Below are 23,788 nucleotides of genomic sequence, written 5' to 3' on the forward strand. Positions count from 1 at the left end.
TTAGTAAGGAGTTTACCGAGTGTGAGCCAAAAAATTTTAAAATACGCTATGATAATGCTTTTGTTCTTTTCGTTTTTCGCGTTTTCAGCACCACTCCTTGCGCAAGCAGAGGATACAAATGTGGCTGACTGGGTGGAAGACGATAAGAACACAAAAGTAAATGAAACAGAACAACCAAAAGAAGCGGTAGTGACTGAAGACAAAAGTTTGACGGTCATCATCGGCAAGCTCATCTTGTACACGCTGCTCATCCTGGTGATGATTTATGGACTCATCAAGTTTTTGGCGCTGCGCCAGAAAAAGCTGCAGCCGAACCAGGCGGTGAAGCTGATGGGCGGGACGCCGCTCGGCAATAACAAGTCACTTCAGCTTGTCAAAGTCGGAGGCCAGATATATATGGTAGGTGTCGGCGATCAAGTGACACTGATCAAGGAATTTACGGATGCCGATGAAATCAGCGGCATTGAAAAAGAGTTGGATAACCAGCCGACCCTTCTTTCAAATCCTGTAGTCAGCTTTATGAAGGACAAAGTGAACAATCGCAAGACACATGAGCAGAAATCAGGATTTGAGCAATTGTTCAGCCAGAGCTTGACCAAACAAAAGATAAAACAGCAACAGATCGACAAAGAGTTGAAAAAAGACGAGAACAAAGAAGGTAGTTCATCATGATGCCGGAACTTTTGCTATCCATTAACATTCCAGGTGTCGATTTTGGCAGCGATGCACCAGGGGATGTCTCAACAACTTTACAGCTTTTTGCCTTATTGACCATACTTTCGCTGGCTCCGGCTATTTTGATCATGGTGACCAGCTTTACGCGCATCGTCATCGTGCTCTCTTTTGTCCGTACAGGGCTCGGTACGCAATCGATGCCGCCAAACCAAGTTTTGGTCGGACTCGCATTATTCTTAACGTTTTTTATCATGTCGCCGGTCATGAACGAAATCAATGAAACTGCTCTCCAGCCTTATCTAGACGGAGAAACAGGTCAGCAAGAAGCATTGGATGCGGCTTCTCTTCCGATTAAGGAATTTATGGCAGAGCATACACGCGAAAAAGACTTGGCGCTGTTTTTCAAATACGCTGGCCTTGAAAAGCCGGAGAGCATTGAAGCGATTCCATTCACTTCATTGGTCCCAGCGTTTGCCATCAGTGAATTGAAAACCGCATTCCAAATCGGATTTGTTATTTTTATTCCTTTTCTGGTCATTGATATGGTCGTGGCAAGCACGCTCATGGCAATGGGGATGATGATGCTTCCGCCGGTCATGATTTCCCTGCCGTTCAAAATTCTATTGTTTGTCCTGGTGGACGGCTGGTATTTAATAATCGAATCGCTGCTTGTCAGCTTTTAATTGAAGGGAAGAACAACATGACTCCAGATATGGTATTAAAACTGGCTGAACAATCAATCTATACAATTCTGATTTTATCAGCGCCAATGCTTCTGATTGCGTTAGGAGTAGGGTTGCTTGTCAGTATTTTTCAGGCCATGACACAAATTCAAGAACAAACTTTGGCATTTGTGCCTAAAATTTTAGCGGTGTTTTTATCGATCATCATCTTTGGTCCATGGATGTTGACAATTCTTTTGGATTACACAAGAAATTTATTCCAACAACTTCCGCAGCTAATCGGATAGTGGCTGGATGATGAATCTGATTCTTGAAACCTTTCCATATGTATTGTTGATATTTGTCCGGTTCACCAGTTTTTTTATCATGGCTCCAATTTTCTCGATAAAGGGCGTACCCAACCAATTTAAAATCGGCCTTGGCGTTTTTATCGCGTTTATCGCCTTTACTAGTATATCGGCAGAAGTGCCGATTAGTTTAGACAGTTTTTACATTTTGTTAATCATCAAGGAATTGGCAATAGGGTTGTCTCTTGGATTTACAGCAGCACTAGTCTTGTACACCATACAAATTGCGGGAGCATTTATCGATTTCCAAATGGGTTTTTCTATCGCTAGCGTCATGGATCCTCAGACAGGAAGCCAAGTGCCGATTATCGGCCACTTCAAATATATGCTGGCCACATTATTCTTATTAACAGTCAATGGCCATCATTTGATGTTGGATGGTGTAATGCGCAGCATACATGTCTTTCCGGTAGAATCGATTGCCTTCGCAGTTGGCATAGAAGATGTCGCCCAATTTATCACACATTTATTTATTGAAATGTTTTTAATCGCTTTGCAGATTGCTTTGCCAATAGTCGGTGCGTTGTTTTTGATCGATATTGCGCTTGGTATCTTAGCTAAAACTGTGCCTCAACTCAACATTTTCGCTGTAGGGCTTCCGTTGAAAATTTTTGTCGGATTCATCTTGTTGTTAGTGTCCATGCCGATTTTCTTTTACTTATTGCATATATTATTTGAAAACATCATTGTCAGCATGGCCGAACTGATCAGCTTATTAGGAGGGGCATAGGTGGAAAAAAGATATCCACTCGCATTGGATTTGCAGTTTTTCTCGGGCGAGAAAACCGAAAAAGCGACACCGCAAAAACGGCAGGAGTCAAAACGGAAAGGGCAAGTCGCAAAAAGTGCAGAAGTTCCCGCCGCGTTCATCTTACTAGGCGGAATTTTACTGCTCAGCGTTTTTGGCGGTTGGATGCTCGATCAAATATTGTCGATTTATCGCATCAACTTCACCGAATATATTTCTTGGGAATTGACGCCAGACAGTATCCGTACGTTATTCGAACAAATGACATTTAGCGCTGTTAAAGTTGTTGCGCCGCTGATGGTAGCGGCAGTAGTGTTAGGCGCTCTGGGGAACTATTTACAAGTAGGCGTAATGTTCACGACAGAACCGCTAATGGCAAAACTGGAGCGGATCGATCCGATACAAGGTGCAAAAAGAATTTTTGCGATCCGGGCACTTGTAGAACTACTGAAATCTTTATTGAAAATCGCCATTATCGGCACTGCTGCTTTTTTAGTTTTATGGTCTCAAAAAGATGAACTGTTCTTGTTGTCTCAAAAAAGCCTAGGTTATTCGTTGGCGTTTTTAGGGGGCCTCACCGCGCAACTGGTCACAGTTGCCGCCGTTATCTTATTAGTTTTAGCAATTTTAGATTTTATCTACCAAAAGTATGAATTTGAAAAAGGAATCCGGATGTCCAAACAAGACATTCGGGATGAGATGAAAAAAGCGGAAGGTGATCCGCTGATCAAATCAAAGATAAGAGAGCAGCAGCGGCAGATGAGCATGAACCGCATGATCCAGGATTTGCCGAATGCAGATGTCCTGATCACCAACCCGACGCATTATGCAGTCGCCATCAAATATGATGCAGAAACCATGGAAGCTCCCACGGTCATCGCAATGGGGAAAGATCATCTGGCGTTGAAAATCAAAGAAAAAGCCAAAGAACACGGCATTGTGATCATGGAAAACAAACCGCTCGCCCGCGCCCTTTATGCACAAGTAGAGGTAGGGGATACGGTCCCCGAAGAGTTATTTTTGGCGGTAGCCGAGGTTTTAGCATATATTTACCGATTAAAAGGCAAGATCAAATAGAGCCATCGCAGGAGGAAATTCATTGAAAGCCAAAGATTTTGTTATCTTAGTATCCGTCATCATGATTGTCGTAATGATGGTCATTCCGCTTCCGCCAATGTTGTTGGACATATTGATCATGATTAACCTCAGTATTTCTTTGACGATTATTCTCGTTGCGATGAATACGAAAGAAGCATTGGAATTCTCGATTTTTCCGACGCTGTTATTGCTCACCACGTTATTCAGGCTAGGATTGAACGTTTCAACGACACGATCCATCTTGTCAAACCGGACCGGAGGAGAAGTTGTAGAGACATTTGGCCAGTTCGTAGTCGGCGGCAGCCCGATCATCGGAATTTTAGTCTTTCTGATATTAGTCATTATTCAATTCTTGGTCATTACGAAAGGGTCTGAACGAGTTGCCGAAGTGGCGGCGCGCTTTACACTCGACTCAATGCCCGGGAAACAAATGAGCATTGACGCCGACCTTGGAGCCGGTATGATTTCCGACCAGGAAGCGAAAAAGCGCCGTGAGAAAGTCGGCCAGGAAGCGGACTTCTACGGTGCCATGGATGGTGCCAGTAAGTTTGTTAAAGGAGATGCGATTGCCGGAATCATTATTGTGCTGATTAATATTATTGGCGGTTTGATCATCGGGATGGTTGTCCATGGCATGCCATTTGCAGAAGCGGCACAGCTCTTTACGCTTATGTCGATCGGTGACGGCTTAGTAAGCCAGATTCCGGCATTGCTGATTTCAACCGCCGCGGGCATCGTGGTTACGCGCGCAGCATCTGAAGGAAATTTGGGCTCGGATATCACAAAACAACTCTTTGCCCATCCAAAACTGCTTTATATCGTCGCAGGAACACTGACGCTGTTTGCCATCTTCACCCCTTTAAGCCCGTTCTTAGTTTTGCCGATAGCCGGAATTGTCGCATTTGGCGGATTCAAGATGCAGCAGAACTTGAAAGCGGAAGAAAAAGAAGACAAAGAGGTTTCGGTAGAAGGAAAAGAGCTTGAAGAGATGAAAAGCCCGGAAAGCGTCATCGACTTGTTGCACGTAGACGCTATCGAGTTTGAGTTCGGCTATGGCTTGATCCCGATTGCCGACAAAAACCAAGGCGGCGATTTGCTGGACCGGGTCATCATGATCCGGCGGCAATGTGCCATTGAACTGGGTATTGTCGTTCCGGTTATCAGGATCCGCGATAATATCCAGCTGCAGCCGAATGAGTATGTGATTAAGATCAAAGGCAACCGCGTTGCTTCCGGGGAAATTCTGCTGGATCATTATTTGGCGATGAGCCCTGGAATCGACGACGAAACAATAGAAGGCATCGCAACCGTGGAACCGGCATTCGGCATGCCGGCTCTCTGGGTCAACGAAGAGATGAAAGAAGAAGCGGAAATGTCGGGTTATGCCATTGTCGATCCCCCATCCGTTGTGTCAACTCACTTGACTGAAGTCATTAAGCGCCATGCGCATGAACTGATTGGACGCCAAGAAGTGAAAGCATTGATTGAAAATATTCGGGAAAGTTCACCGGCAGTTGTCGAAGAATTGATTCCGAACATGATGGCAATTGGTGAAGTTCAAAAAGTATTGATGAAGTTGTTGAAAGAAAAGGTTTCTATCCGGAATTTGCTGTTAATTTTAGAAACCTTGGCCGATTATTCAGTCCACACAAAAGATCCGGATGTCTTGACTGAGTATGTCCGCCAAGCGTTATCAAGGCAGATTACGCTGCAGTATGCGACGGCAAGAGAACCGCTTCAAGTAATTACCGCAGGTGCAAGCCTTGAGAAAAAATTCGCTGATTCCGTGCATCGGTCAGACCAAGGCAGTTATTTGTCGATTGATCCAGAATCTTCGCAGCAGATTTTCCAGCGGATTTCAGAGCAGGCCGCGCAGCTGCAGCAAACCGGCATCCAGCCGATCTTGCTGACTTCACCGGCAATCCGCATGTATATGCGGCAGTTTATCGAGCGTTTTGCACCGGACCTTCCAGTGCTGTCTTACAACGAATTGGAGCCGGAAGTCGAGATTCAAAGTGTTGGAGTGGTTAATATTGGCGGGGTGGTTAGTACGTAATGAGATTAAAAACTTATATTGTCCAGAATATGACTGAAGCGATTCCAATGATCAAACGCGATTTAGGGGCAGATGCCATGATCTTGAACACGAAAAAAATCAAGACGGGCGGTTTCCTTGGTTTCTTTAAAAAAGAGAAACTGGAAGTGATTGCGGCTGTTGAAAGCCAGCAGGCGGAACAGAAAACGCCGGCAAAAGAAAAAAAGCCGGCGAGCCTGCCATTGAAGAAAAAAGAGCCTATAGAAGAAACTGCGTTTGCCGAAAAAGCGCCTAAACAAAATCAGGACAAAGCAAATGTCGACATGATTAACGAATTGAAAAACATCAAAAAGGTCATGATGCAGGTGATTGGCGAGGACCGTTTGCCGGAAGCGTTAAAACCGTTGAACCGGCGCTTTCACCAACAAGAAATTGCATCGGAAATACAGTCTGATTTATATGCAAAATTGATCCTTGCAATAGGCGACCAGCCAAAGGCTACTGAGAAAGAGATAGAGGATTTGGCACGCATTGAAATCTTGAATTTGGTGAAAGAGCACCAAAGAATGCCAATCGACAAAGATCCGGACATTATCTGCTTTATTGGCCCTACAGGAGTCGGCAAGACGACGACAATTGCCAAAATAGCTGCGGATCTTATGCTGCGGGAAGACAAAAAAGTCGGCTTGATCACTTCTGATACGTATCGGATTGCAGCGGTCGAGCAATTGAAGACATATGCCAGCATTCTGAACATTCCGGTCCAAGTGGCTGAGTCCTCAGCGGATGTCCTCAAAGCGATTAGGGAACTCGATGGCTGTGACATTATCTTGATGGATACGGCCGGACGCAACTACCAGCAGAAGCAATATATCGATGACTTGGAAGCGATGCTTCCGGATAAAAACAAAATTCAGATCAATTTAGTATTGAGCCTTACTTCAAAATACGAGGATATGAGAAAAATCATTGATAATTTTCAAACCATTCAAATGGACCAGCTGCTTTTGACGAAAAAAGATGAGACGAGTTCAGCTGGCGCCATTTTGAATTTGATTTATCATTACTCGATCCCGATACGCCACATCGCCAATGGACAAAACGTTCCAGACGATATTTTAACCGTAACTCCAGAATTGATCGCAAACTTCGTATTAGGGGAAGATGAGAATGGTTGATCAAGCAAAACAATTAAGAGATAGAGTTATGCAGAAAAAAGTCAAAAAAGAGCGGAGACAAACGCGCATATTGGCTGTCACTAGCGGCAAAGGCGGAGTGGGAAAATCGAATTTCGCTTTGAACTTTGCGCTCGGCCTTGTTGAACAAAACAAAAAAGTATTGATTTTTGATGTGGACTTGGGTTTTGCCAATATTGATGTGCTGCTTGGACGCTCACCTGAAGAATCTATTGCCACAATGTTAGAAAAAGACTTGGCGATATGGGACATCATTGAAGAAGGGCCGAATGGCCTGCTGTTCATCTCCGGAGGAACTGGTTTCAATGATTTGTTTCAGATGGATGAGTCGAAGCTGACCAAATTTTTTAAAGAATTGAGCCAGATTCAAGGCTTGGTGGATTACATTATTTTAGATACTGGCGCAGGTTTATCTTATGAAAATTTGCGTTTCATATTAGCGGCAGATGATGTGATATTAGTGACGACGCCGGAACCGACATCCATAACGGATGCTTATTCTGTTGTGAAGATGGTCCATGCGAAAAATCAAAACGTTCATATGAAATTGGTTGTCAATCAATGCACGAACGAAAAAGAAGGAATTCAGACTGCTGAAAACTTCAGAAAAGTAACGGAACAGTTTTTGGAAAAACAAGTTGGGACATTAGGTTATATCCCAAGCGACGCCAATATCCCAGCTGCGGTAAAAAAGCAAACTCCATTTTTGCTGGCGTATCCCGGAACTCATGCATCCAAGGCAATCCAAAAGCTGGCCAGTGAATATCTTGAAATCCCGATGCCTTATAAATTGGGCCTCAAAGGATTTTTGTTGAAAATGCTGTTTAAGTGACACGTGCGCTTTATCAAATAAATGGTGGTGAAAAAGGGATTGAACAGTAAATTGTCGACACACGAAAAAAGGTACTGGGAAGATTGGCAAAACGGCCGGGATCCTGTTGCAGGTGATTATTTGGTCCGGCAATACTTGCCGCTGGTCGATTTCTTGATCGATCGTTTTATGATCAGTCTTCCTAAGTCGGTGGATAAAGACGATATACGGAGTTTGGCGTACGAAGGCTTGCTAGATGCACTCGAAAAATTCAATATCCAGCGGGATTTGAAGTTTGAAACTTACGCAACTTGGCGCATAAAAGGGGCAATTATAGACGGGCTGCGGCATAGCGATTGGCTGCCGCGTTCCGTCCGCGACAAAGTAAAGAAAATCGAAAAAGCTTACACAGTGCTCGAGCAGCAAAACAACTCTTCCGTTACTGATGAAGAAGTCAGCGCATACCTTGGCATCACAAAAGCGGAGTTGAACAAAACGGTCTCTGAAGCTGCATTGTCTGCAATGGTGTCCATAGATGAAACAGCTTACGACGACAATGAACCGGCAGGAAAATACCATATGATAGAAGACACTAAAGCGGCTTCTCCGGAAAAGCATGTTACCGAACAAGTTACGAAAGCGGCATTGACTCAAGCAATTGAAGGTTTGCCTGAAAAAGAAAAGCTGGTCGTTTCTCTTTGCTATTTCGAAGAATTGAAACTGACTGAAATAGCTGAAGTTCTAAGCGTCAGCGTTTCGCGGGTCTCCCAGTTGCATTCAAAAGCAATGCTGAGGCTAAACGCGGCAATGCAGGCAATTCATGAACATAGCATATCCTGAATTCGAAAAAGGCAAAGGTGATTTTTATGGAATGGCTGTTAGTGGCGATTTTGCTTATACTGGCAATTTATATTAGTATCAAATCATTTGTTGGAATGACCGAGATAAAGCAGCAGCGCCAACAGATGATTGAAGAGTCTGAAGCGCTTAGCCAAAGTATGGAAGATTTTGTTGCTAAATTGGAAAAAGAAAACGACGAGCTCTATCATAATTTGGTAAATTATATTAAAGTAAAAGAAAGCGGATTAGAACAAAAAATTAGAAACTTAGAAGAAAAGTTAGGCGAATTATCTGCTGTTTCTCCAGCTTCTCAAACATTTGTCCCAGAGGATAAGGTTAGCGGAGGCAAAGAAGAAAAAGTTGATCATTCGATGCAAGAGCAAGAAAAAATTGCACAATTATATAAACAAGGCTTTTCCGCTAAGCAAATCGCCAAAGTTCTGCAACTGGAACAGGGGAAAGTAGAACTCGCAGTCAATTTATACAGTAGAAAGAAAAGTTATCAAAATTAAAATGAGGTGCCCTCTTTGCGTATTGATAGACCGATACCTATTCCAAACGATCGGGTACAAAAAAACATGGCCGAAAACAGATTAGCTGATTCTTTTGCGAATGTCATCCGGAAATCACAGGTGAAAATGCAGCACGATGCCTTAAATCAATTGATTTCACGGGTAGATATCCAAGGACAAAAGTTGGCGAAACAGAAAACACTTGAAAATTTAAGGGATTACAAAAAGCTGGTAAAGCAATTTATCGGAGAAGCGTTGAACTCTGGTCTGCAATTATCCGAAAAGCAAAGCTTTCATTCAGGTGGTGGTATGAAGACTCACCAACTGATAGAGGTAATTGATAAAAAGCTTTTGGAACTACAGGATGAAGTATTGGCCAATGAAAAAGATAGCATTGATTTGCTTGAATTGATCGGGGAAATTAAAGGGCTTCTTATTAATCTTTATATGTAAGCACAAATAATGGCTAGGGAGGAGAAGAGAATTGGATAACAATCAAAGAGAATTCTTTCGGGTGCGATTCAATAAGCCTTTAGAGGGTGAAGTAAGTATCCTCAATAAAGACCCGTTTCAGATAGAAATTCACGATGTTAGTGTAAAAGGATTACGTTTTTCTTCTGATGTCGACCTCCCTTTGCATAAAGATTTGATGTGCAGTTTCTCCATATTGGATTGCTCTTTTAAAATGAAGGGTTCTATTGTCCGGAAATCTCCAGAGCGAAAGGGTATTGACTATGGTGTAATACTTAAACAGGATCCGGTCACTTTCTCCGAATTGTTCAAGCAACTGAATTATTATCAAATTCGCAAGCGTAAAGGCACTTTGGAAGAAGTGTAAAAAAGAGAATCTACAATTAAGTATGTAGCGTTCTAATAAAGAGAAAACATTTTATTGGAATGTAGGGGGAAATTGAGTGAGCCAGAACCGTCGGGAATTTTTTCGAGTAAACTTTAATAATGCTTTAGAAGGAGAAATCTTAGTCCCCGAGAATGAGTATATAGCTGTAAAAATTTATGATTTAAGCGCAAAAGGATTAAGATTCCTATCATCTTTTGATATGCCGCTGCAGACGAATTTAGAGTGCCGGTTTAAGTTTTTAAATAGTTCGTTCTTGGTTGGAGGCATAATTGTCCGCAAAGGGACTAATAACGGGGAAACCGAGTATGGTGTGGAGTTTAATATCGATATGGAAACTTACACGGTGCTGTTCAAGGAATTAAATCATTATTTAATTCGTCAGCGAAAATCCTATATAGATTAAGAAAATATATTGGCAATATATACAGAAGATAATACTTTTTAAAAAGAAACTAAAAAAGTAATTTGTTTATAATAAAGCAGTTAACGACATGAATTGTTGTTGACTGTTTTTTTATTCGAGAAAATTTATTGTTAATATTATACAAAAATATTTGTTTATATATCCTTCGCTCGTGGGAAAATAAAGGACAATAAAGAATGTTCCGCGGAACAATATAAAATATAGAAGGCGTCCAGTAACTCAGAGAGGTGGTTTCTCGTATAGTTCTGCATAAGGTTGGATGGAAGATGGTTTGGAAAAAGGTTTTTGAAGACTAAGTATGTAAAGAGAATTACGCATGTTTAAAGAATATAAAATGAGGAATACAGACGTTTATATGCTCTTTCATACGGGAAAACCGATAAATCAGAAAGAGAAAATATTCAAAAGGAAGAAGGTTTTTGATTTTGGGTTTAAATCCTATTGTATTAGTGGTCATCATTTTTATGATCAGTATCGTCTATGTGACGTTATCGACTGTGCGAATGATTTTGATGATGAAAGGCTATCGGTATTTCGCCGCCGCTTTGTCTGTGCTTGAAGTCATTATTAATATTTTGGGGTTAGGGCTGGTGCTCGAGAATATTTCAGAAATACAAAACCTGATTTCGTACGCAGCCGGATTTGGGGCAGGAATCATTGTTGGATCGGTAATCGAAGACAAATTGACCTTAGGCTATGTGACAGCTACTGTTGTCTCGCCGGAGAACTCAGACCGTTTATCCAAGCAGCTGAGGGAAAAAGGCTATGGCGTCACGGATTGGGAAACGAACGGGCACGAAGGCAAGCGCCGTTCTCTGCAGATATTGACGCCGAAAAAACACGAACTCAAATTATATCAGACCATTAAAGAGTTGGAGCCTCAAGCGTTTGTGGTAGCGAATGATTCAAAGACCATACATGGTGGATTTTGGATCCGGACGATAAGACGCGGCCGGTTGTTCAATTCATAAATAATGGGATAGATGCCGAAAGCCCGCAGTGAAATATCGCTGCGGTTTTTTTATGAAAACCCTTCAATGCTAACATCAGATGCTTTACAGAAGAGAACTTTTGCCATCAATAGAACGGATCAAGTCATGCTATAATAGTAGCTATGTTTTCGTGATAAATAAAATAGAAAAGGATCAACATTCTAATGATTAAATCAAAGCTAATTTCTTGGCTTGCGGTCTTCCTTTGGATGGGCGCCATTTTTCTGTTTTCCAACCAGCCTGCAACCGATTCAAGTGAGCTAAGTTCCGGAGTGACGGAAATTGTCTTGAAGGCAGCAGAAAAAATCATCCCCGAGATCGGGGAACATTGGGACTCGCTGCACCATATTGTCCGCAAGAACGCACATTTCACAATTTATTTGATCTTGGGGGCGTTAACGATTAACGCTTTGGCAAAAAGCGGAGTCCTGACTTACCGAAGTATTGTGAGTGCCTTAGCGATTTGTGTGTTGTATGCCGTGTCGGATGAATTGCATCAGCTTTTGATTCCTGGCAGAAGTGGAGAAGTAAAGGACGTCTTCATTGACAGCTCCGGAGCCTTTGTTGGAATTGCATTGTATTTATTGGTCAATTGGCTCCAGACAAGGAAAAAGCATAATAAAAGTTGGAAAGAAATCACGCGGCAGACCTAGAAAAATTCCCATTAACAGCCGCCCTTTGGAAACCGGCTTTTTTGGGTTGGCAGTTTAAGTTTCTTTAATAGGATGAAAAAACCCGTTGAATCTGAGAAAGATTCAACGGGCATTTTTATTTTATTCAAACCAATAGCCTTCAAATGTATCTTTGAAAATACGGTATGTAAAGCGATCGGCTTCGTAGGGAAATTGGGCAAGCAGATTGCCTTCGGTATCGTATTCTCCAAGAATTTTCGATACGCCGCTATCAATAATGATGGAATCGCCATAAATTTGGGCACTGCTGACGATTGACGAATAAGGGACGTCAAACTGCTGGACAAGCTGGTAGGTTCCTGCTTTTTCATCGACCAGATATTTGTAGAATTGCGAATGGTCTTCCTCGTTCGCTTCCCTGGCCAGGCTCGCCTTGGCATTGGTTGGCCCATCGTAATCGGGGCGGCTCAAATACCACCAGTAATTGTTGTTGAACATATATAAATAATATTGTCCTTCGGGCAGGCTGTCATCTTCCAAATAAGTGACTGAATGCTGCCCGGACTGGCCTTCGAAGTCCCCGGATTTGGTTAACAGTTTATCTTCGAATTCCGTTCCAGCCCAAACGCCTTCATTGCCGATCAAGTAATCGATAGCGGGATTGTCGTAGATGCCGCTGATTTTCATGATGGCTGACGTTTCACGGGAACTCAGAATCATCGAATCTTGTCCGGCCAAATCGATGGAGTTGTAATGCAGCCAGTCCCATGTGCTGCTTTTTTCATCGGAAACGGGAGCGGTCATTTCTTTATAGCTTCCCATAAGATCGTCAAAGTCCAGCAGTTTTTTGTACTCGCCGGTCTCTAAATCCAAGCTTAACACAACATCCTCCACACTATTCTTCGCTTGGTCGGTGGCCAATACGATCAATTGGCCGTTTTCATTCAAGGCGATGTCATGGTGCAGGTTAAAGCCCTCTAATTGATAAATATCGACGATTTTCCCGAGGCTGTCTATCCGGGCTAACATTGAATCGGTAATGGCTGTAATGAGTGTTTCCTCATAGAAGACCATTCTGTCTGTCCGGTAATCTTCTGTAATCAGTTCGGCCCGCATTGTACCTTCATTGTCGAAGACATAGGAATAGCCGGCATAACCGTCTGTCCCAAGTGTATAAAACAAACCATCGGATAACTCGGCATCTTCTGCTTTTTCAGTTTGTACCATCTCAATCGGGTAGCCCGACTGTGATTTCGGTGCTGTTACGGTAAACTCATATATCATTGTGGAACCGTCTTCTTGCTTGTAAGTAAAAGATACGTTATTTTCTTCACCGGGAACAAGGCCGATCAATTGGTATTCCGCTTGTGTTTCATCTTTGTTCGCATCTTTTGCGGTTTTTGTGAAATCGGAGCTTCCGTCGACGGAGACAGTATAAGAAAGGGAACTTGAACTTTCTTCTTCAAAATAAAGATACAATCCCGTTGTGTTGGTGCCATAGGGATTCATTACAAGCAGAGGCTCTTTGAACGTATAGTTTTTCTTTTCTTTCAATCCGTTCAGCTGTTGTTGCAACTCTTCCTGTACCGTTAAATCATAGTAGGAAAAATTCTCATCGCTTTTGTCCAATGAAATTGTTTCTACTGGAACAGTAAGTTTTCCCAAATTTTCGTTGGCTGCTGGTTCTGCTTCTGCCGAACAGCCGGCTAATATAATGGCAAAGATTAATACAAAAATCCAAGCCATAAACTTTTCACACTTCAATTCATTCTCCTCCATGTATAGTAAAATTTCTAAATATGTAGCGTATTGTTAAAACCATTCACCACTTTATCAAAAAAATTACATTAAATCAAATAAGGGGCAAAGGGCCGGGGAGTAATCATTGATTCTATTTTGTTTTATGAGGATAATAAACTTTAATAGGAACAATGAAAAATTTGGAGGCATAGAATAATGAGTGAGTTGAAAGGCGTATTGCCAGTATTGCGGAATATGAAAGAATTTGAACGGCTGCTCGACAGCGGACATGAATATATCATCTTTTTGGAGATTCGACTGGCTCAGCTGAAAGCATTTGTCAAAGCAGCCAAGAAAGCGAAGAAGAAAGTCATTTTGCACGTTGATTTGATTCAAGGCTTGAAGACGGATGCGTACGGTTTTGAATTTTTAGTACAGGATATCAAGCCGGACGGTATTGTTTCAACGCGCAGCAATGTGATTGCGCTTGCAAAGAAAAACCAGCTGTTGACGATTCAGCGCTTGTTCTTGCTCGACAGCCAAGCGCTTGAGCACAACATCAGCTTGATCAACCAAGTGAGACCTGATTATATCGAGATTCTGCCGGGCATCATCCCAAGCGTTATTAAGGAAGTGCATGAAAAAACGGGCATTCCGGTCATCGCAGGCGGCTTGATCCGGACAGAAGAAGATGTTCAGCTTGCTTATGACGGCGGAGCTGTGGCTATTTCGACTTCACAGCCGGAACTATGGGTATTATAGGAACATAACTTTTAGTTGACAGCGTTTTCATAATTGTGATAAGTTGGTTCTACAAGTTAAGAACTGTGTCGGAGAAATGGAGACCCACACTGCAATGGACACCCTCAGGAAGAGGAGTGCGTCATTCGGTGTGGGTTTTTTGTTGGTCCCGGCAGAATAGACGGAAAGGAAAGAAGGCGGTAAGATGACCGAGTTTTTAGCGGAATTAATCGGTACCATGATTTTGATCATTTTTGGCGCGGGTGTAGTCGCCGGTGTGGTCTTAAAGGATTCAAAAGCAGAAAATAGCGGTTGGGCGGTCATTACCATCGCTTGGGGATTGGCTGTAACGATGGGGGTTTATGCCGTTGGCAACTTTTCCGGTGCGCATTTAAATCCGGCAGTGACACTTGGTTTTGCCGCTGTAGGAGAGTTTCCGTGGGCAAAAGTTCCGGTTTACATTGCTGCGCAAATTTCAGGTGCGATAATCGGGGCAATACTGGTGTTTTTCAATTACTTGCCGCACTGGGAACGGACAAAAGACCGAGCAACAAAACTAGGGGTTTTTGCCACAATTCCGGCAGTTGAACGGCCGTTTTCCAATTTAGTCAGTGAAATCATCGGAACGGCGGTTCTGGTCATGGGCTTGATGTTCATCGGCGCAAACCAATTTACAGAAGGTCTGAATCCTTTGATCGTCGGGGCTTTGATCGTTGCTATTGGCATGTCCCTTGGCGGAACGACCGGTTATGCCATCAATCCGGCGCGTGACCTAGGGCCGCGTATTGCGCATGCACTGCTGCCCATCCCCGGTAAAGGCGATTCCCAATGGAGATATGCGTGGGTGCCGATTGTCGGGCCGGCATTTGGCGGGATTTATGGAGCTGTTTTCTATAAAGCGGTCTTCACTGGAGAATTTGGTGCAATTTTTTGGCTGTTAAGTGCAGTGCTCGCACTGGTCTTATTTGGAGCGGCAAGTGTAGAATTAAAAAGAAATCAAATAGTACATAATTAGTTGGGAGGAAGCCAAGTGAGCAAAAAATACATTTTATCAATCGACCAAGGAACAACGAGTTCACGTGCAATGCTGTTTAACCACAAAGGGGAAGTCGTGGAAACAGGGCAGCAGGAGTTCCAGCAATTTTTCCCGAAACCAGGATGGGTAGAGCATGACGCCAATGAAATTTGGACATCGGTCCTTGCCTGTATTGCAGAAGTGCTTCGGAAAGCGGATGTGGATCCAAGTGAAGTTGCCGGCATTGGCATTACCAACCAACGGGAAACGGCGGTCGTATGGGACCGGACGACCGGCAAGCCGGTTTATAAAGCCATCGTTTGGCAATCACGCCAAACGGATGACATCTGCAAGGAACTAAAAGAACAAGGGCATGAAGCGACGTTCCGCAATAAGACGGGGCTGCTCATTGATGCTTATTTCTCAGGCACGAAAGTAAAATGGATTTTGGACAATGTCGAAGGCGCACGTGAAAAAGCAGATAATGGCGATTTGATGTTTGGGACAATTGATTCCTGGCTCGTCTATAAACTATCAGGCGGCGAAAAGCACATCACGGATTACAGCAATGCTTCGCGGACGTTGATGTACAATATTTTCGACTTGGCATGGGACGATGAACTGCTGGAGATTTTGACAGTTCCTAAAAGCATGCTGCCTGAAGTGAAACAGTCTTCTGAAATTTACGCTCATACAATCAACTATCATTTCTTCGGCCATGAAGTGCCGATTGCTGGCATCGCAGGCGACCAGCAAGCTGCGCTTTTCGGCCAGGCGTGCTTTGAAAAAGGCATGGCGAAAAACACCTATGGCACAGGTTGTTTTATGCTGATGAACACCGGCGAACAAAGCGTACAATCCGACCATGGCTTGCTGACGACGCTTGCCTGGGGAATCGACGGCAAAGTGGAATACGCACTTGAAGGCAGCATTTTCGTAGCTGGTTCTGCAATCCAGTGGCTGCGAGACGGTCTGCAGATAATCAATAGCGCGCCGGAAAGCGAAGTTTACGCCGCTTCTGTTGATTCGACGGAAGGAGTTTACATGGTGCCGGCATTTGTCGGACTGGGCACGCCTTATTGGGATACCGACGCGAGAGGCGCAGTGTTCGGTTTAACGCGCGGGACGACAAAAGCGCATTTCGTCCGCGCAACGCTCGAATCACTTGCTTACCAGACAAAAGACGTGGTTGATGTGATGATCAAAGACGCAGGCATTGAACTGAAGACGTTGCGCGTTGATGGAGGAGTCGTGGCGAACAATATGCTTATGCAATTCCAAAGTGATATTTTGGACGTCCCGGTGGAGCGCCCAAGCGTCCAGGAGACAACAGCACTAGGCGCTGCTTATCTTGCAGGACTGGCAGTCGGTTTCTGGAAAGACAAAGAAGAAATTGCCCAGCAATGGAAAGTCGAAAAAACCTTCAACCGCCAAATGGATACTGATACGAGCGAAGAGCTTTACGAGGGCTGGCAACGTGCGGTACAATCAACGAGAAGCTTTAAAAAAGCGAAATCTAATCTGTAATTTTACAAGTTAATATATGTTGGCCGGAGAATTCGAGAGACCAAGCCAGTTTAGCAGAGAAATTCTGCAACTGTGCCTTGGTCTCTTTTTTGTTTGCAAAAACATAAAAGGAGAGATGTTAAAGTGAAATTTTCAAGTTTAAACCGCAAGGAAACCTATGGAGAAATGAAAAAAACACATCTTGATTTATTGGTGATCGGAGGAGGAATTACAGGTGCTGGGATTGCACTGGATGCAGCCGCCCGCGGAATCCGTACAGCTGTCATTGAAATGCAGGATTTTGCGGCGGGTACAAGCAGCCGATCGACGAAACTTGTCCACGGCGGGCTTCGCTATTTGAAACAGTTTGAAGTGAAAATTGTGGCGGAGGTCGGAAAAGAACGTGAAATCGTTTATGAAAACGGGCCACATGTGACGACGCCGGAATGGATGCTGCTGCCTTTCTATAAAGGAGGCACGTTCGGGCCATTCAGCACAAACATCGGGCTTCGCGTTTATGACTTTTTAGCGGGCGTAAAACGGGAAGAGCGCCGAAAAATGCTGAATAAAGAAGAAGCGTTAGAACGGGAACCGCTATTGAAAAAAAATGGAATTAAGGGCGCGGGTTATTATGTCGAGTACAAAACCGACGATGCACGCCTAACTATTGAAGTCATGAAGAAGGCAATCGAAAAAGGGGCTCTTGCGTTGAATTACGCAAAAGTGCTCGAATTTATCTATAACGGAAGCCAAGTTATCGGCATTCGGGTAGAAGATCAGATTGATGGTTCGGTTCATGACATCTATGCGAAAAAAATCGTCAATGCAGCAGGGCCATGGGTTGATACGCTTCGCGACAAAGACCATTCAAAGCAAGGGAAAACCCTGCAGCTGACAAAAGGCATCCACTTGGTGTTTGACGGCAAACGGTTCCCGCTGAAGCAGGCAATTTACTTTGATATGCCAGATGGCCGAATGGCATTTGCTATTCCGCGTGCCAATAAAGTCTATGTGGGTACAACGGACACCGTTTACAAACAAGACATTGCCCATCCGACGATTACGAAGGAAGACCGCGATTATGTCTTGAAAGCGATCGATTTCATGTTCCCGGAAGTGCGTATTACGGAAAAAGACATTGAATCGAGCTGGGCAGGCCTTCGCCCGCTTATTCACGAAGAAGGCAAGGATCCGTCCGAGATTTCCCGGAAAGATGAAATCTTTGTTTCAAATTCAGGATTGATTTCCATTGCGGGAGGTAAACTGACAGGCTACCGTAAAATGGGTGAAAGCATCGCCGATTTGGTAGCCGAGCAACTCGCAGGCAAAGAAGGACGTACGTTCCCGCAAAGTTCGACAAAACATATGCCGATATCCGGTGGGGAAGTTGGCGGATCAAAAGGATTCCAACAGTTCCGGGCCGACCGTGAAAAACAAGCACTGGCTCTTGGCCTGAACAAATCGACTGCACAAATGTTGACGGGCCGTTACGGGGCGAATGTTGACCATGTCTTGCACTTTTTCGTTGTAGAAAGAGACGCTGCGAAACAAGCGGGGCTTGATCCGTTAGTGTATGCAATGCTTCGCTATGCCATTGAATTTGAAGCGGCATACAAGCCGGCCGATTTTTTTGTCCGCCGTACAGGCGCGGTGCTATTTGAAATCGATTGGGTATACGCATGGAAAAAAGCTGTAATTGCATATATGGCGGCTGTTTTTGGTTGGTCAAATGATCAGGCCTCCGCTTATGCGAACGAGTTGGATGGCTTATTATATGAAGCGACGCATCCGGTAGATATAGGAGGAAAATGGGAAGGTATCGAAAAGGAACGGAAGTTAGGTTAACCTAAGTGGATAGGATAGAAAATGCAACAGCCCTGTATTCGCAGGGCTGTTTTTTGAGTGGAATTGTAAAGTTCAGGCGGAATTTAACAGAGAAGCGCCTGATTGAAACTTCCTCCTTGGATGAAAGACAAAAGCTTGGCAAAAAGGAGTTTTGAAAAAAACAGCGAATTCATCCAATTGGGAAGAATTTTTCGTATAGCAAAGTTGTTACATTAATGAGAGAAAGTGAGTGAAGATATGGGCGGTAAAAAGGAACTTATATTAGTGCTGGAGGAATACGAAAGTGATTTTAGCGTGCGCTTGCTGGACGGGAATGGGACCGTCTATAGCCATAATCACTTTAAAGAAACACCTGATGTAGCCAAGGTGCGCTCTTTAGTCGGAACACTGACGCATATCTTTGGCAATTTCAACCGCGTGACTTACAGCAAGAACTTTACAACGATATGGGATCATGAAGCCCGGCCGGATTCTTTTGGCAAGTTCATGGCTGAATTGTTTGCTTCTGCAGAAAAGCTGGAGTCCCATGATACGCCAGCTTATAAATATCACATGTGGGAGCATTTCAGTGAATTTTTGGAAGAGCAGGAAGAGTTGGCGCATCAAGACCATACGAAAGACTTGCCTTTTTAAAATGAAAAGATAAAAAGGGATATTAAGTTTTTATTACAAATGGTGTTTTTAGGATTTTTCATGTTACTCTGTTCCTTTAGTAAATATTAGTTGCAAGCTAAAGGAGTGGGAAGATGAAAAACAGAAAATGGATGGCCGCCCTATTGCTAAGTCTTTTACTAGCGATACAATTGCCGGGGGAACACACGTTAGCGGAGAATGACACAATTCCGCCTGCTACGCCGGTTGTTGATGCAGTATCCGACACAGCTATAATCATTACTGGAAAAGCGGAATCAAAAGCGAAAATTTATGCATTTGTCGGGAACGATAAAATTGGAGAAGCGAAGGCGCAAAACGGCCAATTTTCAATCGCTATAGCGAAGCAAAAAATCGGCGCTAACATCAAAGTTTATGCGGTTGATGCGGCGAAAAACAAAAGTAAAAGCAAAATCGTAAAAGTTGTGGATACCCCGCGTGCAGTACAATATGCTGCCACAGGAAACGTCAATATGCGTTCTGGCGCTTCCATATCCGATCAAATTTTGGCGGTTCTTCCGAAAGGAACAATTGTCAGTTATATTAGCAAGACCAATTCTTGGTATAAAGTGAAAACGGGCAAACATACCGGTTTTGTAAACGCCGCATATTTGAAAAAAGCTTCTTCAAGTAAACCGGAAAGCTTTCCAGCTCCATCAATAAAGAAAACCGGAACGTATGTAAATGGCGTATTGCTTGTCAATAAGCTCTACGGACTTCCGTCCAGCTATAATCCAGGCATTGATGCGACAGCGCAAAAAGGCGCTGATGCAATGGTTGCTGCTGCCAAGCAGCAAGGAATCTCTTTGAACCCGTTCAGCACATTCCGCAGCTATTCGCGCCAAGCGACACTTTTTGCAAATTATTCTTCAAAATACGGCAAAGCGGAAGCTGAAAAGTTTAGTGCACGGCCAGGCCATAGTGAACACCAATCTGGACTCGCTTTTGATTTTGGCGGAGTTGATCAAACTCAATGGCTAAAGGAATCGTTTGGCGAAACAGAAGAAGGCAAGTGGCTTCGTAAAAATGCCCATACTTACGGTTTTATCCTGCGTTATCCGAAAGGGCAAGAAAAGGTGACAGGTTATCAATATGAGCCTTGGCATTACCGATATGTCGGATCTGCGCTTGCTGCCAAAGTAAAAGCGAGCGGAAAGACGTTGGAGGAGTATCTCTTAGTAGAATAAAATTGATGTTATCAAACAATCGCCTCCGAATAATGGCTGATTTCCAATCAGTCTATTTTTCGGGGGTTTTTTAGAAAATACCATCGAAAAATTTTATTTCTTTTCGCTATGGAAGGCATGCCAATCTGCAATCAATAATCTGGATTTATGCCTTTACCCATGGAGATATAAGATGTAAAGGTATTATTAACTTCATGACGTTGCATTGACTTTCCTGTTTTTATTCAATAAGCTAAATTATATATCAATTCAGTATATTTTAAGTGCTGAGGTATACATACAGGGAAGGGCAGGGAAACATGACGAATATCTTAATAAGGGCGGGAATGTCTCCATTAGACACATTCGATGCTTCACATATGATTGTAAATAACTCTATTGGCGGTAATGTAGGGAACCTGGTTTATCAGTATAGTGTATTCCGGACATTGATGACGGAAGGTACTACTATTACTCCGGATTATTACGATTTTGATCCGAAATACGCCGATGAAATCAATGAGAAATATGATTATTTTATCATTCCGCTTGCAGATGCTTTCCGCGAACAATTTGTCCCATCTTTGCGGAAATACACAAAGCTGATCAAAAAATTGAAAATTCCCGTCATCGTAATAGGGGTAGGATTGCGTGCGCCTTTTGAGCCGAAATTAAACGAGGGCTTTCCATTTGATGCGGATGTAAAGGCGTTCGTCAAGGCTGTTTTAGAAAAGTCCAGCATCATTGGGCTTCGAGGGGAAATCACTTCAGAATACTTGACCAAGCTGGGCTTTCGTGAAGGCACAGACCATACCGTTATTGGCTGCCCATCAATGTATACATTTGGCAGAGAATTGAATATCCGAGATACTGTAATTACGAAAGATTCTTTAATCAGTGTAAATTCTTCCCGCCATTCACCTAAAAAAGTTCTGGATTTTATCACAAGAAGCATGGAAGAATATCCCAATCATTATTTTGTTCCGCAGTGGCTAAAAGAAATGAGGTTGGTGTATGCCGGTTCCCCGGCCATTGCTAAACCGAGTTCCAATTATCCGGTAAAGATGTCTGATCCAACTTATATGAATGATCGGGTCCGATACTTCTTGAATGTTCCAACATGGCTTGATTTCTTAAAAGAAGCTGACTTGAGCTTTGGAGCAAGGCTTCATGGGAATATTACTGCTACAATTGCTGGAACTCCGAGTATTTTGATTCCTAAGGATGCACGAATGAGAGAGCTGGCTGAATATCACCAATTGACACATGTAATGGCTGATAAAATTACATCTAAAACCAAGCTTAGTGAATTGGTAGAGAAAGCAGATTTTAAGAAGCCAATTAAACCGCATCCAAAGAACTTTGACCATTACATTGATTTCTTGAATCAAAACGGGCTAGACCACATTTATAAAAAAACCTTGTCTCCAATAACTGTACCACTCGAAGAACAATTAGCGAATATTCAACTGCAAGCACCAATCTCAACAATCAGCGGCATAAGTTTGGAAGAGATGGTACAGCGCTGGGAAACTTTTTATCCGTTAGAGGAAGCACATAAAAAGGCCCAGAAAGATCCAATAGAACGCACGATTTTAAGTTACCAAAAAGCATTAAAAAGAAGAGCGATCAATATGGCTTCAAAAACAGCAGGAATTTTTAATAGCAAATAATGCTTTTATATTATGGGCCCTCAACCTTTTCGGGTTAAGTTTCTTACTGAAGCTAAAAAGAATGACAGCACAAAGCTAATCACCATTTATTGTTTTATGTTAATCTATTTAAAGATATAGTAATTAATTATGCGCAAAATTGACTTACTGGCTATTCTTCTCTATGCTATTTTAAGTAAACGTTTTGTGATATTTCTTGAAATTTACATAGGTGAGGGGAGCAAATTTTCTACCATGAAGAATATTTTAATTAGAGCCGGTATGGCTCCATATGAAAAGTTTGATGCACCACACATCATGATGAATAATTCTATTGGAGGAAATGTCGGTAACTTGGTTTACCAATACAGCGTGTTTCGTACGTTGATGACAGCAGATACCGTAATTACACCCGATTACTATGATTACGACCCTGAGTATGCTGATGAAATCAATGAAAAATACGATGCTTATGTCATTCCGCTGGCGGATGCATTTCGCGAAGAGTTTGTGCCATCACTCCGCAAATATACAAAACTGATCAAGAAGTTGAAAATCCCTGTTATCGTTATTGGAGTAGGTTTGCGTGCACCGTTTGAACCGAAATTAAATGAAGGCTTTCCTTTTGATGAAGATGTTAAAGCTTTTGTTAAAGCGGTTTTAGAAAAATCAACTATCATCGGATTGCGCGGGGAGATAACTTCACAATATCTTACGCGTCTTGGTTTCCGCGAGGGAATCGACCATACAGTAATTGGCTGTCCTTCTATGTATGCTTTTGGCAGGGAACTCAATATTCGCGAAACTGATATCACAAAAGATTCGATTGTCAGCGTCAATTCGTCCCGGTTATCACCGAAAAATGTCTTGGACTTTATTACGAGAGGCATGGAGGAGTATCCGAATCATTACTTTATTCCACAATGGATGAAGGAAATGAGATTGGTTTACTCAGGAGCTCCGTCAATTGCAAAATCGAGCACTAATTATCCGGCAAAGATGACGGATCCTACTTATATGAACGATCGAGTTCGTTACTTTTTGAACGTGCCAACTTGGCTTGATTTCCTTCGTACTGCTGATTTGAGCTTCGGTGCCCGCTTGCACGGAAACATTACAGCTACAATTGCAGGAACGCCTAGCATTTTGATCCCTAAAGACGCACGTATGCGCGAATTAGCTGAATACCATCAGTTGACGCATGTGATGGCTCATGATATTACGGATAAAACAAGATTAAGCGATTTAATCGAAACGGTTGATTTCCAAGCGCCAGCCAAAAATCAAGCGAAGAATTTCGATCATTTCATCGACTTTTTAAACAAAAATAACCTAGACCATATATACAAAAACACCAATACCCCTTCAACCGTGCCGTTGGATGAGGAAATTGCCAAAGTTGAACTTCTTCAACCTTTGAAAACGATCAAAGGTATTAGTTTTCCAGAAGCGGCTGATCGCTGGGAAAAACTTCACTTAGCAGAAGAAGAGAAATTCGCAAAAATGAAAGAAGAGTTAACTGAAAGAAACAAGCTCATCAAAAAGTACAAAGGCACTTTAAACAGAAAAGCTGTTCGTATGGCGCTGAAAACCGCTGATTTGTTCAGTACATCAAAATAA

General features: G+C 42.9%; 24 protein-coding genes. 23 read left to right on the forward strand and 1 reads right to left on the reverse strand.

Annotated features, from left to right (window positions below; all coding sequences use genetic code 11):
• Positions 1-21 precede the first annotated feature (21 nt).
• The 15 genes from FQV28_RS11830 (at position 22) to FQV28_RS11900 (ending at position 11,873) form a co-directional block, all read left to right on the forward strand.
• Entirely contained in the window at positions 22-672 is a 651-nt protein-coding gene (locus FQV28_RS11830) for a flagellar biosynthetic protein FliO (RefSeq protein ID WP_255472916.1), read from the forward strand.
• Complete coding sequence (gene fliP, locus FQV28_RS11835) at positions 669-1,358, forward strand: flagellar type III secretion system pore protein FliP (RefSeq protein ID WP_146496708.1); 690 nt, start codon at positions 669-671, stop codon at positions 1,356-1,358. The genes FQV28_RS11830 and fliP overlap by 4 nt, the downstream gene beginning before the upstream one ends.
• Positions 1,359-1,375: 17 nt before the next feature.
• Positions 1,376-1,645, forward strand: a complete 270-nt coding sequence (gene fliQ / locus FQV28_RS11840) for a flagellar biosynthesis protein FliQ (RefSeq protein WP_146496709.1) — start codon at positions 1,376-1,378, stop codon at positions 1,643-1,645.
• 10 nt (positions 1,646-1,655) lie between these two features.
• Positions 1,656-2,435 carry a flagellar biosynthetic protein FliR gene (gene fliR, locus FQV28_RS11845; protein WP_146496755.1) on the forward strand — a complete coding sequence of 260 codons (780 nt, stop codon included), beginning with the start codon at positions 1,656-1,658 and terminating at the stop codon, positions 2,433-2,435.
• Positions 2,436-3,530 (forward strand): flagellar biosynthesis protein FlhB, encoded by a 1,095-nt coding sequence (gene flhB / locus FQV28_RS11850; protein WP_146496710.1) that lies wholly within the window; start codon positions 2,436-2,438, stop codon positions 3,528-3,530.
• Between the two features lie 22 nt (positions 3,531-3,552).
• Positions 3,553-5,607, forward strand: a complete 2,055-nt coding sequence (gene flhA / locus FQV28_RS11855) for a flagellar biosynthesis protein FlhA (protein ID WP_146496711.1) — start codon at positions 3,553-3,555, stop codon at positions 5,605-5,607.
• Positions 5,607-6,764 carry a flagellar biosynthesis GTPase FlhF gene (gene flhF, locus FQV28_RS11860; protein ID WP_146496712.1) on the forward strand — a complete coding sequence of 386 codons (1,158 nt, stop codon included), beginning with the start codon at positions 5,607-5,609 and terminating at the stop codon, positions 6,762-6,764. The genes flhA and flhF overlap by 1 nt, the downstream gene beginning before the upstream one ends.
• The gene (locus FQV28_RS11865) at positions 6,757-7,614 is read left to right on the forward strand and encodes a MinD/ParA family protein (RefSeq protein ID WP_146496713.1); all 858 of its coding nucleotides are present in this window, start codon (positions 6,757-6,759) and stop codon (positions 7,612-7,614) included. The genes flhF and FQV28_RS11865 overlap by 8 nt, the downstream gene beginning before the upstream one ends.
• Before the next feature lie 21 nt (positions 7,615-7,635).
• The gene (locus FQV28_RS11870; RefSeq protein WP_146496714.1) at positions 7,636-8,433 is read left to right on the forward strand and encodes a FliA/WhiG family RNA polymerase sigma factor; all 798 of its coding nucleotides are present in this window, start codon (positions 7,636-7,638) and stop codon (positions 8,431-8,433) included.
• A 26-nt stretch (positions 8,434-8,459) separates the two neighbouring features.
• Positions 8,460-8,945, forward strand: coding sequence for a DUF6115 domain-containing protein (locus FQV28_RS11875; protein ID WP_255472917.1), 486 nt, complete (start codon positions 8,460-8,462; stop codon positions 8,943-8,945).
• A gap of 6 nt (positions 8,946-8,951) precedes the next feature.
• Positions 8,952-9,398, forward strand: coding sequence for a YaaR family protein (locus FQV28_RS11880; RefSeq protein ID WP_255472918.1), 447 nt, complete (start codon positions 8,952-8,954; stop codon positions 9,396-9,398).
• A 31-nt stretch (positions 9,399-9,429) separates the two neighbouring features.
• Positions 9,430-9,783 (forward strand): PilZ domain-containing protein, encoded by a 354-nt coding sequence (locus FQV28_RS11885; RefSeq protein ID WP_146496716.1) that lies wholly within the window; start codon positions 9,430-9,432, stop codon positions 9,781-9,783.
• Positions 9,784-9,859: 76 nt separating this feature from the next.
• Positions 9,860-10,207, forward strand: coding sequence for a PilZ domain-containing protein (locus FQV28_RS11890; protein WP_146496717.1), 348 nt, complete (start codon positions 9,860-9,862; stop codon positions 10,205-10,207).
• 440 nt (positions 10,208-10,647) lie between these two features.
• Positions 10,648-11,199 (forward strand): DUF2179 domain-containing protein, encoded by a 552-nt coding sequence (locus tag FQV28_RS11895; protein ID WP_370455129.1) that lies wholly within the window; start codon positions 10,648-10,650, stop codon positions 11,197-11,199.
• Positions 11,200-11,384: 185 nt separating this feature from the next.
• Positions 11,385-11,873 carry a VanZ family protein gene (locus FQV28_RS11900; RefSeq protein ID WP_146496718.1) on the forward strand — a complete coding sequence of 163 codons (489 nt, stop codon included), beginning with the start codon at positions 11,385-11,387 and terminating at the stop codon, positions 11,871-11,873.
• A gap of 120 nt (positions 11,874-11,993) precedes the next feature.
• Here the strand turns inward: FQV28_RS11900 and FQV28_RS11905 are convergent, their stop codons facing one another.
• Positions 11,994-13,616, reverse strand: a complete 1,623-nt coding sequence (locus tag FQV28_RS11905) for an aryl-sulfate sulfotransferase (RefSeq protein WP_186763861.1) — start codon at positions 13,614-13,616, stop codon at positions 11,994-11,996.
• A gap of 192 nt (positions 13,617-13,808) precedes the next feature.
• Between FQV28_RS11905 and FQV28_RS11910 the strand changes: the two genes are divergently transcribed.
• From FQV28_RS11910 to FQV28_RS11945, 8 genes are all read left to right on the forward strand, one after another.
• Positions 13,809-14,354 (forward strand): glycerol-3-phosphate responsive antiterminator, encoded by a 546-nt coding sequence (locus FQV28_RS11910; protein ID WP_146496720.1) that lies wholly within the window; start codon positions 13,809-13,811, stop codon positions 14,352-14,354.
• 184 nt (positions 14,355-14,538) lie between these two features.
• Positions 14,539-15,348, forward strand: a complete 810-nt coding sequence (locus FQV28_RS11915) for an MIP/aquaporin family protein (protein WP_146496721.1) — start codon at positions 14,539-14,541, stop codon at positions 15,346-15,348.
• A gap of 15 nt (positions 15,349-15,363) precedes the next feature.
• A complete protein-coding gene (glpK, locus tag FQV28_RS11920) occupies positions 15,364-16,875 on the forward strand; it encodes a glycerol kinase GlpK (protein ID WP_146496722.1) in 1,512 nt (503 codons plus the stop codon).
• A 123-nt stretch (positions 16,876-16,998) separates the two neighbouring features.
• Positions 16,999-18,699 carry a glycerol-3-phosphate dehydrogenase/oxidase gene (locus FQV28_RS11925; RefSeq protein ID WP_146496723.1) on the forward strand — a complete coding sequence of 567 codons (1,701 nt, stop codon included), beginning with the start codon at positions 16,999-17,001 and terminating at the stop codon, positions 18,697-18,699.
• A gap of 237 nt (positions 18,700-18,936) precedes the next feature.
• Positions 18,937-19,332, forward strand: coding sequence for a hypothetical protein (locus tag FQV28_RS11930; RefSeq protein WP_146496724.1), 396 nt, complete (start codon positions 18,937-18,939; stop codon positions 19,330-19,332).
• Between the two features lie 113 nt (positions 19,333-19,445).
• Positions 19,446-20,537 (forward strand): D-alanyl-D-alanine carboxypeptidase family protein, encoded by a 1,092-nt coding sequence (locus FQV28_RS11935; protein ID WP_146496725.1) that lies wholly within the window; start codon positions 19,446-19,448, stop codon positions 20,535-20,537.
• Positions 20,538-20,836: 299 nt separating this feature from the next.
• Entirely contained in the window at positions 20,837-22,189 is a 1,353-nt protein-coding gene (locus FQV28_RS11940) for a polysaccharide pyruvyl transferase family protein (protein ID WP_146496726.1), read from the forward strand.
• A 234-nt stretch (positions 22,190-22,423) separates the two neighbouring features.
• Positions 22,424-23,788, forward strand: a complete 1,365-nt coding sequence (locus FQV28_RS11945; protein WP_146496727.1) for a polysaccharide pyruvyl transferase family protein — start codon at positions 22,424-22,426, stop codon at positions 23,786-23,788.

The sequence above is a fragment of the Planomicrobium sp. CPCC 101079 genome (genome assembly GCF_007859275.1).
Taxonomy (GTDB): Bacteria; Bacillota; Bacilli; order Bacillales_A; family Planococcaceae; genus Planococcus.

Excerpts from the sequence above, each read along its gene's own strand:
- FQV28_RS11875 (WP_255472917.1), top strand. The coding sequence starts at position 8,460 with ATGGAATGGCTGTTAGTGGCGATTTTGCTTATACTGGCAATTTATATT.
- FQV28_RS11870 (WP_146496714.1), top strand. The coding sequence starts at position 7,636 with ATGGTGGTGAAAAAGGGATTGAACAGTAAATTGTCGACACACGAAAAA.
- FQV28_RS11940 (WP_146496726.1), top strand. The coding sequence starts at position 20,837 with ATGACGAATATCTTAATAAGGGCGGGAATGTCTCCATTAGACACATTC.
- FQV28_RS11900 (WP_146496718.1), top strand. The coding sequence starts at position 11,385 with ATGATTAAATCAAAGCTAATTTCTTGGCTTGCGGTCTTCCTTTGGATG.
- FQV28_RS11935 (WP_146496725.1), top strand. The coding sequence starts at position 19,446 with ATGAAAAACAGAAAATGGATGGCCGCCCTATTGCTAAGTCTTTTACTA.
- fliP (WP_146496708.1), top strand. The coding sequence starts at position 669 with ATGATGCCGGAACTTTTGCTATCCATTAACATTCCAGGTGTCGATTTT.
- fliR (WP_146496755.1), top strand. The coding sequence starts at position 1,656 with ATGAATCTGATTCTTGAAACCTTTCCATATGTATTGTTGATATTTGTC.
- flhF (WP_146496712.1), top strand. The coding sequence starts at position 5,607 with ATGAGATTAAAAACTTATATTGTCCAGAATATGACTGAAGCGATTCCA.
- fliQ (WP_146496709.1), top strand. The coding sequence starts at position 1,376 with ATGACTCCAGATATGGTATTAAAACTGGCTGAACAATCAATCTATACA.
- FQV28_RS11910 (WP_146496720.1), top strand. The coding sequence starts at position 13,809 with ATGAGTGAGTTGAAAGGCGTATTGCCAGTATTGCGGAATATGAAAGAA.
- FQV28_RS11915 (WP_146496721.1), top strand. The coding sequence starts at position 14,539 with ATGACCGAGTTTTTAGCGGAATTAATCGGTACCATGATTTTGATCATT.
- FQV28_RS11930 (WP_146496724.1), top strand. The coding sequence starts at position 18,937 with ATGGGCGGTAAAAAGGAACTTATATTAGTGCTGGAGGAATACGAAAGT.
- FQV28_RS11945 (WP_146496727.1), top strand. The coding sequence starts at position 22,424 with ATGAAGAATATTTTAATTAGAGCCGGTATGGCTCCATATGAAAAGTTT.
- FQV28_RS11865 (WP_146496713.1), top strand. The coding sequence starts at position 6,757 with ATGGTTGATCAAGCAAAACAATTAAGAGATAGAGTTATGCAGAAAAAA.